The organism is Streptosporangium minutum, from assembly GCF_002149035.1.
Lineage (GTDB): Bacteria > Actinomycetota > Actinomycetes > Streptosporangiales > Streptosporangiaceae > Streptosporangium > Streptosporangium minutum.
In genome coordinates this window covers 16687-28705 of sequence record NZ_NGFP01000116.1, presented here as the reverse complement: position 1 = coordinate 28705, position 12019 = coordinate 16687, and the positions used below count along the sequence as shown (strand labels likewise).

General features: G+C 70.2%; 14 protein-coding genes and 1 riboswitch. Of the genes, 7 read left to right on the top strand and 7 right to left on the bottom strand.

Features of this window, described 5'->3' with window-relative positions:
- The first annotated feature begins 389 nt into the window (after positions 1-389).
- Entirely contained in the window at positions 390-1328 is a 939-nt protein-coding gene (locus tag CA984_RS23990; RefSeq protein ID WP_086575821.1) for a sucrase ferredoxin, read from the top strand.
- A 103-nt stretch (positions 1329-1431) separates the two neighbouring features.
- A complete protein-coding gene (locus CA984_RS23985; RefSeq protein ID WP_012893126.1) occupies positions 1432-1746 on the top strand; it encodes a WhiB family transcriptional regulator in 315 nt (104 codons plus the stop codon).
- 197 nt (positions 1747-1943) lie between these two features.
- Here CA984_RS23985 and CA984_RS23980 read toward each other — a convergent pair whose 3' ends face one another.
- The 7 genes from CA984_RS23980 to CA984_RS23950 form a co-directional block, all read right to left on the bottom strand.
- On the bottom strand, positions 1944-2210 hold the full coding sequence (locus CA984_RS23980) for a hypothetical protein (protein ID WP_086575820.1): 267 nt from the start codon (positions 2208-2210) through the stop codon (positions 1944-1946).
- Positions 2211-2266: 56 nt separating this feature from the next.
- A complete protein-coding gene (locus tag CA984_RS23975) occupies positions 2267-2641 on the bottom strand; it encodes a hypothetical protein (protein ID WP_086575819.1) in 375 nt (124 codons plus the stop codon).
- Positions 2642-2823: 182 nt separating this feature from the next.
- Positions 2824-3930 carry a ribosome small subunit-dependent GTPase A gene (rsgA, locus tag CA984_RS23970; protein ID WP_242676134.1) on the bottom strand — a complete coding sequence of 369 codons (1107 nt, stop codon included), beginning with the start codon at positions 3928-3930 and terminating at the stop codon, positions 2824-2826.
- Positions 3931-4260: 330 nt separating this feature from the next.
- Positions 4261-5517 (bottom strand): serine hydroxymethyltransferase, encoded by a 1257-nt coding sequence (glyA, locus tag CA984_RS23965; protein ID WP_086575817.1) that lies wholly within the window; start codon positions 5515-5517, stop codon positions 4261-4263.
- 33 nt (positions 5518-5550) lie between these two features.
- A riboswitch (ZMP/ZTP riboswitch) is annotated at positions 5551-5632 on the bottom strand.
- Positions 5633-5640: 8 nt separating this feature from the next.
- Positions 5641-6606 carry a YihY/virulence factor BrkB family protein gene (locus tag CA984_RS23960; RefSeq protein ID WP_242676133.1) on the bottom strand — a complete coding sequence of 322 codons (966 nt, stop codon included), beginning with the start codon at positions 6604-6606 and terminating at the stop codon, positions 5641-5643.
- 79 nt (positions 6607-6685) lie between these two features.
- Positions 6686-7084, bottom strand: a complete 399-nt coding sequence (locus CA984_RS23955) for a YccF domain-containing protein (RefSeq protein ID WP_086575815.1) — start codon at positions 7082-7084, stop codon at positions 6686-6688.
- 33 nt (positions 7085-7117) lie between these two features.
- Positions 7118-7954 (bottom strand): TIGR03084 family metal-binding protein, encoded by an 837-nt coding sequence (locus tag CA984_RS23950; protein ID WP_086575814.1) that lies wholly within the window; start codon positions 7952-7954, stop codon positions 7118-7120.
- 307 nt (positions 7955-8261) lie between these two features.
- Between CA984_RS23950 and CA984_RS49335 the strand changes: the two genes are divergently transcribed.
- The 5 genes from CA984_RS49335 (at position 8262) to CA984_RS23930 (ending at position 11921) form a co-directional block, all read left to right on the top strand.
- Positions 8262-8345 (top strand): putative leader peptide, encoded by an 84-nt coding sequence (locus CA984_RS49335; RefSeq protein WP_350917820.1) that lies wholly within the window; start codon positions 8262-8264, stop codon positions 8343-8345.
- A 146-nt stretch (positions 8346-8491) separates the two neighbouring features.
- Entirely contained in the window at positions 8492-10174 is a 1683-nt protein-coding gene (locus CA984_RS23945; RefSeq protein WP_086575813.1) for a nitrite/sulfite reductase, read from the top strand.
- Between the two features lie 34 nt (positions 10175-10208).
- Positions 10209-10352 carry a hypothetical protein gene (locus CA984_RS23940; protein WP_012893136.1) on the top strand — a complete coding sequence of 48 codons (144 nt, stop codon included), beginning with the start codon at positions 10209-10211 and terminating at the stop codon, positions 10350-10352.
- A gap of 82 nt (positions 10353-10434) precedes the next feature.
- Positions 10435-11163 carry a phosphoadenylyl-sulfate reductase gene (locus CA984_RS23935; RefSeq protein WP_086575822.1) on the top strand — a complete coding sequence of 243 codons (729 nt, stop codon included), beginning with the start codon at positions 10435-10437 and terminating at the stop codon, positions 11161-11163.
- Positions 11160-11921: a sirohydrochlorin chelatase gene (locus CA984_RS23930; protein ID WP_086575812.1), complete on the top strand. Its 762-nt coding sequence runs from the start codon at positions 11160-11162 to the stop codon at positions 11919-11921. Before CA984_RS23935 ends, CA984_RS23930 begins: the two co-directional genes overlap by 4 nt.
- The last annotated feature ends 98 nt before the right edge of the window (positions 11922-12019 follow it).

Below are 12019 nucleotides of genomic sequence, written 5' to 3'. Positions count from 1 at the left end.
GCTCGGGTGACCCCGGTCGGCAGCGGCTCGGCCAGCGCGGGATCCTCGGCCATCAGCGCCCGCACGGCCCCCGCCTCGCTCCCGTACCGCGCCCGCAGCCGGTCCGGGACCGCCCCGGCCTCCTGGACGGCACCGGCACCGGCTCCGACCAGCGGCAGCCGTGCCGTCCGCTCGGCCCTGCCGGCCTTTCTCCGCCGCCTATTTTCGTCCGCCTATTTTCGCCTGCCTATTGACAACAGCTCATTGACACCGGTTGACATCGGCCTATTGACGCGGACCCGTCGGAGGCCATATGGCTTCACCGGCACCACCCGCCTCCGACGCCCCCTGCACCACACCTCGGGTGCATTAGGTTAGTCTTACCTAAGTAGAGATGGGGGGATCGCACGGTGTCCACGGGGAGCGTTTCGGGTGAGGCGACCAGGGGCTGCACGCACCCTCGGGGATGCCACACGGGCGACCTGCCGGTTCTGGCCAGCGCGACGGTGGGCGCCCGGTTCTGGCTGCTCATCGAGCACTCCGGCCCCTGGGCCTCCCACCTGGAGGACTGCCGCCTTCCCGAGGACGTGCACACTCTTATCAAACGGGCCACGCACCTCGGCATCCGCCCCCAGCTCATCCGCCGCCCGGGGCGGCGAAACTCCTACGGGACCGGCATTCACGTCATGGTCGCCGACTCCACGGCCGCCCAGCCATGGCTCGCGGAGAGCGTCATCGCAGGTCCAGACGATCTTGACATGGATGCTTTGGTGGCCGGAGTGGTCCCGGAGTCCTGCATACTTGTGAGTGAGCCGGTTTTTCTGGTCTGCACGCATGCCAAGCGCAACGCGTGCTGCGCCCGCATTGGACTACCCCTCGCTCGCACCCTGGCAGAGGTTTTGCCGGACAGAGTATGGGAAACATCACATGTTGGCGGCGATCGATACGCCGCCAACCTCGTGTGCTTGCCACACGGGCTTTACTACGGCAGCATGTCTCAGGCTGCTGCGATCGCGGCAGCCGACGCGTACCGGTCCGGCGAGGTCATCCTCGACCGTTTCCGGGGACGCGCAGGCATCCCTGAGCCATTGCAAGCCGCTGAGCATTTCGTCCGCTCCCACACGGGCGAACTCTCGGTCGGCGGAGTGGCCGTGGAATCCTCCAGGTCGGACGGCGACACCACCGAGGCGTTCGTGCGCGGTAGTGACGCTCGTTTTCGGGTAGTGGTTGAACCCATGACGCTAACAACGCCATGTGGTACGGCTTGTGCCGAAACGATCACTACCTATCGGCTGGTCACGCTGGACAGGCTCACGCCTGTGCGGTACGCCACGTCCGCCCTCACCTGACCTGAGGGAACATCACGGCCAATCCAGGCGTTGGACACAGGGACGTCGTAAACGTCCAATGCGGCATTAACCCGAAATACCCTCACTAAAAGGTGGTTTTCTCATGTCTCAGGTACGTCGGCAGACCGCCCGGCCTCGGCCCAGCTGGGGCTGGCAGGATGACGCCGCGTGCCGGGGCGAGGACCTCGTGCTCTTCTTCGGTCCCGACGGCGAGCGTCAGCCTGAGCGTGACATTCGCGAGCGTAAGGCCAAGGCCATCTGCGCCCAGTGCCCCGTACGCGCCGAATGCCTCGACTACGCACTGTCCCGTCCGGAGAAGTACGGCACCTGGGGCGGTCTGAACGAGGACGAGCGCGCCTCCGAGCGTCGCCGTCGCATGCGCCGCGCCGCCAGCGCCGGCATCAGCGCCGTCGCCTGAGCAGTACCTCCACCCGGCTTTCCCCTCGCGTGTGATCTCGCTGATTCCCCTGCGAGATCACACGTCGTTGTGTACGGTCAGGGTGTTCCGTACGGCGATGCGCCGAGGGACACCCTGTGAGGAAGGTCACCGCCGGCGAGCCACACCGGCAGCCGCCTACCAGGACGACCGCTTACCGTCCCTCCAACTGTAAGCCATCATCGACCGCCCGCAGACGGGTCAACCCTGCGGGGGACCCCCGGGACGTCGCGCCGGCCCCGTGCGGGCAGCGGCTTGACCTGGGGAGCGGAACAGCCGGGGCAGGTCTGGTCGGCCCAGGGCGCGGTGGTGACGATCCCCTGCCTGCGCCACACGACCGGACGTCCGTCGTCGGCGTGACAGGCCTCGTAGACGTCCTCCCAGACGTGCAGGCAGCGCAGGCACTGGAAGTCCCAGGCCTCGGTGACCGTGTGAATCTCTCGCATGAGCTATCTCCTCGCATGGGGCGTGCTGTGCTGGTCCGGACGGCGAGCCGCCGGACCTATATGCGAGAGATGCTCAGCAGGATCAGCCGATCGGCCTCGGCCTGCGGTGCGACCGGGAAGCCCCCGGCGGCGGGCCTGCGGGCCGGCCGCCCGTTCGCGGGCGGGACCGCCCCCCAGGCGCCCGGCATCGCGGGCCCCCTGGCCTGTGTACGGGGATCGCGCTTGCCCTGGCTCTGACGGGTGACGGGCGTGGAGGGCACCTCGTCGACGGGCTGCACCTCGGAGGCGACGATCTCGGCGGCCACGCCTCCGGGTATCCCCGGGACACTCTCGTGCCACCCCAGGAAGAGTCCGAGGCAGACGAGGATCGCGACCCACGGAGCCGCCCGGCGGCGCCGGGACGGCATGCATCCGCGCAGGCCTGCGATCACACCTAGAGGTTTGCCTACTCACAGTAGTCGAAACTCAACTCTGGGTAAGAGTGGTCGGACCTCGGGCGACACAACCGTCGCCGGGCGGGCGGACGCGCCCCCGCCCCTCCCCGCCGGAAGACGGGAAGGGGCGGGAGCGGACGCGCCTCCCTACCGGCCGGCCGGGCTCACACCTCCGGAGGTCACGGGCGGTTCCGGCCGGGCTTCCGCATCTCCTTGTGGATGACCTTCCACTTGCTCTGCAACTCCTTGCGGAGCCGGGCGTCGCTCCTGGACGCCATCCAGGCGGCCTCCCGCTGGAGCTTGTTCCAGCTCTCCAGCCGCCGCTCGGGCAGCGTGCCGTCCTCGATGGCGGCGATCACCGCGCAGCCGGGCTCGCTGTCGTGCCCGCAGTCGGCGAACCTGCACCGCTCGGCGAGGTCCTCGATGTCGGAGAAGACCATGTCCACGCCCTCGCCCATGTCGTACAGGCCGACACGGCGGATGCCGGGCGTGTCGATGATGAGGCCGCCGTCCTTGAGCGGGATGAGCTCGCGGTGCACGGTGGTGTGGCGCCCCCGGCCATCACCCGCCCTGACCTGCTGGGTCTCCATCACCTCGCCCCCTGCGAGGGCGTTGACAAGCGTGGACTTGCCTGCGCCGGAAGCCCCGAGCACCACGGCGGTGCGCGTCCCCTCCAGGTATCCGCGCACGATCTCGACCCCCTCGCCGGTGACCGAGCAGACCGGATGCACGTCCACCCCGGGCGCCGCCGCGCTGACCTCCCGCATCAGGAAGTCGAGCCCCTCCCCGACGAGGTCGGACTTGGTGACGAGCACCACCGGCAGGCCGCCGCTCTCCCAGGCCAGGGCGAGCAGCCGCTCGATCCGGCCCAGGTCGGCGGTGTCGGTGGCGTGCAGGGCGGGTTCGGCGACGAAGACGACGTCGACGTTGGCCGCGAGCACCTGCCCCTGGGAGTCGCCGGACAGACCGCCCCGGGAGACCCTGGCGACGCCGCCGCGCACGAACGCGGTACGGCGGGGCAGCACCGCCTCAAGCTCGAAGCGACCCTCGGGCAACCGCCGGAGTGCGGCCCAGTCCCCCACGCAGGGCAGGGCGACGGGGTCGGCGGCGGCGGCCCGCCGTACCTGGGCGCTGTAGTGGGCCTGGGAGGGGCCGCCGGTGGTCAGCACCTCGGCGGCGCCGCGGTCGACGCGGGCCACCCGGGCGGGGACGAGACCGGCGGGGAGCTCGGCGGCGAGGGAGTCGTTCCAGCCGAGCGAGGAGAGAACGGAAGAATCAGATGACACTGACGAAGACAACGTGGGTACACCCTTTGTGGAAGCCGGGCGCCCCTGCGTGAAATGGGCTAGACGGGCACCCGGAGGTTGATGGATGGCAGGCTCGACAGAACGACCCGCATAGTCCTCACCTCCAGAATCCGTGGCCACCGGTCATGCCGGATGGCGTCTGCAGTAGCAGATTAGCGCAGAGCCACTGTCCCCACGCAACCCATATATCCGTATACCCGCGCGCCGGGCCTCGGCCCGCGCGGCCCCGCTCCCCGCTCCCCGCCCCTACGGCGCGGCGGACGCGGAAGGCCCCGGGACGCGGAGGTCCCGGGGCCCTGACGGCTCAGCTCACAGGCCGGGTGCCGGGAAGTGCGAGGTCAGCTCGGTGACCTCGCCGTGGACCCGGGTGATGACGTGCTCGGCCTCGTCCTCGCCCTTGGCCAGGGCGGTGACGACCTGGTCGATCCAGGCGCCGATCTGCCGCATCTCGGTCACGCCCATGCCCCGGCTGGTCACGCCGGCGGTGCCGATGCGGATGCCCGACGGGTCGAACGGCTTGCGCGTGTCGAAGGGCACGGTGTTGTAGTTGGTCTCCAGGCCTGCCCGGTCCAGGGCCTGGGCGGCGGGCTTGCCGCCGATGCCCTTCGGGGTCAGGTCGAACAGGATGAGGTGGTTGTCGGTCCCGCCGGAGACCAGGTCGAAGCCGCGCCCCTTGAGCTCCTCGGCCAGCGCCTGGGCGTTCAGGACGACCTGCCGGGCGTAGTCCTTGAAGTCGTCGGTCGCCGCTTCCTTCAGCGCCACCGCGATGGCCGCGGTGGTGTGGTTGTGCGGGCCGCCCTGCAGACCGGGGAAGACGGCCTTGTTGAGCGCGGTGGCGTGCTCGTCGGCGGTGGCCATCAGCATCGCGCCGCGGGGACCCCGCAGGGTCTTGTGGGTGGTGGTGGAGATGACGTCCGCGTGGCCGACCGGCGACGGGTGGGCGCCACCGGCCACCAGGCCGGCGATGTGCGCGATGTCGGCGGCGAGCACCGCGCCGACCTCACGGGCGATCTCGGCGAAGGCCGGGAAGTCGATGGTGCGCGGGATCGCGGTGCCACCGCAGAAGATCAGCTTGGGCCGCTCGCGGAGGGCGATCTCGCGGACCTCGTCCATGTCGACGCGGCCGGTGTCCTGGCGCACGCCGTAGCGGACCGGGTTGAACCACTTGCCGGTGGCGGAGACCGACCAGCCGTGGGTGAGGTGGCCGCCGAACGGCAGGCCCATCCCCATCACCGTGTCGCCCGGCTTCAGGAAGGCCAGGTAGATGGCGAGGTTGGCGGGCGAGCCGGAGTAAGGCTGGACGTTGGCGTGGTTCACGCCGAACAGGGACTTGGCACGCTCCACGGCGAGCGTCTCGACCTGGTCGATGACCTGCTGGCCCTCGTAGTACCGCTTGCCGGGGTAGCCCTCGGAATACTTGTTGGTGAGGACGGTGCCGGTGGCCTCGAGGACGGCCCTGGAGACGTAGTTCTCCGAGGCGATCAGTTTGACGGTGTCGGCCTGACGCCGCTCCTCCGCCTTGATGAGCTCGGCGATCTGCGGATCGACGCTGGAAAGAGAACTCATGGCGCCTTCACTCCTCTGTCATCGTTGACGTCGTGCGAAGACCCAGGCGCACGGCCTTCGCCATTCCGCTCCCCGGTGGTCTCTCCCACCCATTGCGCCAGTCGCGTCATAGACGATAGCGGACTAGCCGGCACGGCCGGCGCGGCCCGCCCCGTCCACCGGCCAGAGCCGGTCCACCTCGGCGTTGAGCGTGGCTCCGATGAGCACGGCCAGCGCGGTGATGTAGAGCCACAGCAGCACCGCGATCGGGGCGGCCAGCGAGCCGTAGATGGAGACGGGGGAGAACCAGGCGGCGAGCACCGCGCGCAGCACCGCGGCGCAGGCGATCCAGATGATGAACGCGAGCACGGCCCCGGGCAGCTCGCGCCACCAGCGCGTGCGCACCGGCACGCTCACGTGGTACAGCAGGGTGAGGAAGAACACCGAGCCGATGATGACCACCGGCCAGTAGAGGATGTCGACCAGCGGGGCGTAGTCGGGTGGCAGGGCGCCGCGCAGCGCGGCGGGGCCGAGGACCAGCACCGGCATGACGAGCAGGCCGACCAGCAGGCCCGCGAGGTAGAAGCCGAAGGACATCAGGCGGGTGCGGATGATGCCGCGTTCCTCGCCGAGCCCGTAGGCGACCGAGATCAGGTCCACGTAGACGAACAGCGCCCGCGAGCCCGACCAGAGCGCCAGCAGGAAGCCCAGCGAGATCAGCGAGACCTGGTTCTCGGGTTTCAGCACGTCCTCGACGAGCGGGGTGACGACGCTGTCCACGGCGTTGTCGGTGAACAGCAGGTGCGCCTGCGCGTCGATCCAGTCCCTGACGTTCTGCAGCGTCTCCGGGCCGAACACCCGGGTGAGCTGGCCGAGCACGCCGATCAGGCCGAGCATGAACGGCGGCAGCGACAGCAGCGCGAAGAACGCCGCCTCACCGGCCAGGCCGGTGACCCGGTAGGTGACGCCCGCGTTCACGGTGGCGGAGCCCAGTGCCCAGGTGCCCGTCCCGCGCACCCAGGAGAGCCCGGCACGCAGCCGGGCCCTGCGCCCGCGTGGTGAGCGCCTGTCGGGCCCGGGCCGGTGCGCCGGAGCATCAGTGGACGTCATGGCACACAACGGTATTTCCTAGTGGTACTTGATCACGACTTCGTCCGGCAACGATCGAATCTCGGGTCCACTACCCCCGCTACCTGCGATAAAACGCCAGCGGGTCGTCGGCGTCGACGATCCGGGCGCCCAGCGGCAGCAGCGACACCGGGATCAGCTTGATGTTCGCGATCCCCAGCGGGATGCCGATGATCGACAGGAACAGCGGGATCGAGGTCAGCAGGTGCCCGATGGCCAGCCAGATCCCGGCCACGACGCACCAGATCACGTTCCCGACGGTGGACAGGCAGCCGGCCTCGGGATCGCGGACCACGGTCCGCCCGAAGGGCCACAGCGCGTAGGCGGCTATCCGGAACGACGCGATGCCGAACGGGATCGTGACGATCAGGATGCAGCAGACGACGCCCGCGATGACATAGCCGATGGCCAGCCAGATCCCCGCGAACACCAGCCAGATGACATTCAACAGAGTCCGCATGATCTGAGCATGTCAGGCCGGATCTGACCGGTTCTATCGGGTCTGCCCCTGAGAGAGCCCTGAGGGGTGCCCTGAAGAGCGTCCCGATCCGAGCGGCGCCCGCCCCTTGCCCGGCAGCCCGGCGAACGCCTGGGCGATCCGCGCCCAGGCCCGCGCGCCCTCGCCCCGCAGTTCCAGGGAGGTGTCGTCGAGGTGGCGGCGCTGGACCACCAGGAGGCAGAAGTCGAGCGCCGTGCCCCTGACGGTGTCGGCGGCGCCGGCCGGCCCCGCCGTCCACCGCGAGCCGTCGGGCATCGTCAGCTCCACCCGGATCGGATCGGCGGGCGGGGTCAGGCCGCGCACCGCGAAGCCGTACGGCATGGCCCGGACGCCGAGTGTCGCCACGTGCCTGAGCCGGGCTGTCGGGACGCGCACGGCCCCGAGCGCGTCCGCCACGTCCTGGCCGTGGGCCCAGGTCTCCATGAGCCGCGCGGTGACGAAGGACGCGGCCGACATGTCGGGGCCGTACCAGGGCAGCCTGGCCCTGGCGTCGAGCAGGGCGAAGGCGTCCAGGCTGCGGGCCCTGGCGGCTCGGAACCACTCGTGGACCTGGCCGGGGGTGAGGCCGCGCGAGGCGGCCGCGAGCTCGTCCACCGCCGACTCCCCGCGGCCGAGGAAGGCCGGCAGCGCGGCGCGGAAGCCGTCGGGGTCGGTCGCGGCGGCGGTGGCGGCGTCGTCGAACCAGGCCAGGTGGCTGATCTGGTCGCGCACCGCCCAGCCCTCGGCGGGGGTGGGCAGCTCCCAGGACGCCGGGTCGAGCCCGCGGACCATCGCGTCGAGCTCGGCGGTCTCCGCGCGCAGATCGGCCAGCAACTCGTCCATCAGACCCATGGCGCGCCTCCTCGTTCCGGCCCAGGCAAGCGTAACCGAGTGATGTTCTAGGGGACAGTCCGGCAGCCGGTGGGGGGCACCCCACAATGGAAGGGTGATCTGCCAACAGTGCAAGGACCGTCGTCACGAGGAGTGCCGGGGCGGCTCGTGGTGCGACTGTCAGCACCAGGACGTCCAGCGGCCCGGGGAGTCCCCGATGGACTGGCCGCGCCAGGGGTGAGTCCCACAACCAAGGTTGGGCCTGGAGAGAGTCCAGAGTGTGGACCCGACATTGGACATCTCGGACGACCAAGGTATCGTCGGTGCCATGCCAGCGGACCCATTGCTCGTCGTGCGACGCCACGTCGACCTCTTGCGTGTCCGCAGTGCCATCTGTTGTGACGTCCGTTGACCGTCGCCCTCCGCTGATTTCACCCAGCTCGGGCGCGCGACAGGCGTCCTCCTTGTGAGTGAAGCGACCCCCGCATTCGACGATGAGGCGGGAGGTGCCGTCTGTGCGTGTCCGGAAATCACTCCATCGATCCAAAGGACGCGCACATGACGACCCCGGCCAAGCCGGCTAACCGCCACCACAAGCGCCCGCGCGGCGAAGGTCAGTGGGCTCTCGGTTACCGTGAACCGCTGAACAAGAACGAGGAGAACAAGAAGAACGACGACGGGCTCAACGTCCGTCAGCGGATCATCGACGTCTACGCCAAGGACGGTTTCGACTCCATCGACCCGGCCGACCTGCGTGGCCGGATGCGCTGGTACGGGCTCTACACCCAGCGCAAGCCGGGGATCGACGGCGGCAAGACCGCGATCCTGGCGCCGGAGGAGCTCGACGACCGCTACTTCATGCTCCGGGTCCGGATCGACGGCGGGCGGCTCAACCTCGAACAGCTCCGCGCCATCGCCGACATCTCCAACCTCTACGGCCGGGGCACCGCCGACGTCACCGACCGGCAGAACATCCAGCTCCACTGGATCGAGATCGAGGCCGTCCCCGACATCTGGAAGCGGCTGGAGGCGGTGGGCCTGTCCACCACCGAGGCCTGCGGCGACACCCCGCGCGTCATCCTGGGCTGCCCGCTGGCCGGGATCGACGACAACGAGGTCCTCGACGGCACCGCGCAGATCGACGAGATCTACGACACCTACATCGGCGACCCGGCCTTCTCCAACCTGCCCCGCAAGTTCAAGACCGCGGTGAGCGGCTGCCCGGCGCACTGCACCGTGCACGAGATCAACGACATCGCCTTCGTGGGCGTCGTCAACGAGCGGGGCGAGAGGGGCTACGACCTGTGGGTGGGCGGCGGCCTGTCGACCAACCCCATGCTGGCCAAGCGGCTGGGCGTCTTCATCGCCCCGGAGCAGGTCACCTCGGTCTGGGGCGGCGTGATCGGCATCTTCCGTGACTACGGCTACCGCCGCCTGCGCCACCGGGCCCGGATCAAGTTCCTGGTCAACGACTGGGGCACCGAGAAGTTCCGGGAGATCCTGGAGACGGAGTACCTCGGCCACGCGCTGCCCGACGGCCCCGCGCCCGAGCAGCCGCGCGGCGGGCGCCGTGACCACGTGGGCGTCTTCCCGCAGAAGGACGGCAATTTCTACGTCGGCTTCGCGCCCAGGGTCGGGCGCCTCGACGGCGACAAGCTGCACCTGATCGCCGACATCGCCGAGCGGCACGGCTCCGGGCGGGTGCACACCACGGTCGAGCAGAAGATGGTCGTCCTCGACGTCGCCCCCGACCGGGTCGACAGCCTCGTCGCCGAGCTGGAGGCCAACGACCTCCAGGTCAACCCCTCCACCTTCCGCCGCCAGACCATGGCCTGCACCGGCATCGAGTTCTGCAAGCTGGCGATCGTCGAGACCAAGGCCGTCGCCTCCGACCTGATCGACGAGCTGGAGCAGCGCCTTCCCGACTTCAGGGAGCCGCTGACCATCAACGTCAACGGCTGCCCGAACTCCTGCGCGCGCATCCAGGTGGCCGACATCGGCCTCAAGGGCCAGCTCGTCGTCAACGACAAGGGCGAGCAGGTCGAGGGCTTCCAGATCCACCTGGGCGGCTCCCTCGGCGTCAACCCGGGCTTCGGCCGCAAGGTCCGCGGCCTGAAGGCCACCGCCGAGGAGCTTCCCGACTACGTGGAGCGCGTCGTCAGGAACTTCGAGAAGCAGAAGAACGACGGCGAGACCTTCTCCGGCTGGGTCCAGCGCGCCGACGAGGCGGACCTCAAGTGAGCCGCCCGGCGGGCCGCGAGGGGAGGGCGGGCCGATGAGCGAGCGAGCGGTCCCCTTCCACTGCCCCTACTGCGGTGAAGAGGATCTCGAACCCTATGAGGGCGACGGCGGCTGGTACTGCCGCTCATGCGTCCGCGCCTTCAAGTTGAAGTTCCTGGGCATCGGAGTGCGGTCATGACCGCCGGCGGCCCCGGCCCGGTGAGCGCGGCGGCCCGCGAGGCATGGGCGGCCCACGTGGCGATTGAGGAGTGGTGAGCGACATGACACTGGTGGACATCGAAGTCGGACTACGACAGCAGCGCGGCGCGCTCGACCTGCAGGACATCGTCGAGTCGGCCGCGCGGTTCCTGGAGGACGCCTCCGCACTGGAGATCATCCGCTGGGCCGCGGCCACCTTCGGCGATCGGCTCTGCCTGACCTCCTCGATGAGCGACGCGCTGCTGATCGACCTGGTCAGCCGGGTCAAGCCGGGGGTGGACGTGCTGTTCATCGACACCGGCTACCACTTCGCCGAGACGATCGGCACCCGTGACGCCGTGCGGCAGGTCTACGACGTCAACGTGATCGACGTGCAGCCGTCCCGGACGGTCGTCGAGCAGGAGCGCGACCTCGGTCCGCGCCTGTTCGGCCGCAATCCCGACCTCTGCTGCTACCTGCGCAAGGTCGAGCCGCTCAACCGGGCGCTGGAGCCGTATCTCGCCTGGGTCTCCGGCATCCGCCGCGACGAGGCCGTCACCCGCGCCGGCGTCAAGGTCGTGGAGTGGGACGCCAAGCGCCAGATGGTCAAGATCAACCCGATCGCCCGGTGGACGCAGGACGACGTCGACAACTACATGGCCGACAACGGCGTGCTCGTCAACCCGCTGCACTACGACGACTACCCCTCGATCGGCTGTGCCCCCTGCACCCGTCAGGTCTCCCCGGGAGAGGACCCGCGCAGCGGCCGCTGGGCCGGGATGGCCAAGACGGAATGCGGGCTGCATCTATGACGTGGCGCGTCCCCGGCGCGACGCCCGCCATCCCGCTGATCGCGGTGGCGCACGGGTCCCGTGACCCGCGCGCCGCCGCGACGGTGGAGGAGCTCCTCGATCTGGTACGGCGGGCACGCCCGGAGATCCCCGTGCGCGCCGCCTACCTCGACCACGCTCCCCCGACGCTCGCCGGGGCGCTGTCCGGGCCGGCCGAGGCGGTGGTCCTGCCGCTGCTGCTCACCGAGGCCTACCACAGCCGCGTGGACATCCCCGGCGCGCTCGCCGAGGTGACGGCCCGCCGGCCGCTGCTGCGCGTGCACCGGGGCGCCACCCTGGGCCCCCATCCCCTGCTGACCGCCGCCCTGGAGCGGCGCCTGGCCGAGGCCGGGGTGGAGCCCGGCGATCCCGGCACCGCGGTGGTGCTGGTCTCGGCGGGCTCCAGCGACCGCCGGGCCAACGCGACGGTCGCGGGGGTGGCCGGAGAGTGGGCCGGCCGGCGCGGCTGGTGGTCGGTGACCGCCGCCTACGCCTCGGCCGCCGAGCCCACCCCCGGGCAGGAGGTCCGGCGGCTCCTCGACGCCGGAGCCCCGCGGGTGGTGGTGGCCCCCTACCTGCTGGCCCCGGGCTACTTCGCCGACAGGATCCGCCGTGACACCCTGGCCGCGGGCGCCTGGGCGGTCGCCGACGTGCTCGGCGCCGCCCCCGAGCTCGCGGCCGTGCTGGTCGAACGCTACGAGCGGGCCGTGCGGCGGGAGAGGACCCTCGCGACCGCCTGACGGCCGTGCGGGCGGCGGCCGGGCGGGCGTACCGTTCTGGGATGTCCTACATGAGATGACCACGCCTTTCGTATATCCAGTCAGGGGTGCGGGAGGTG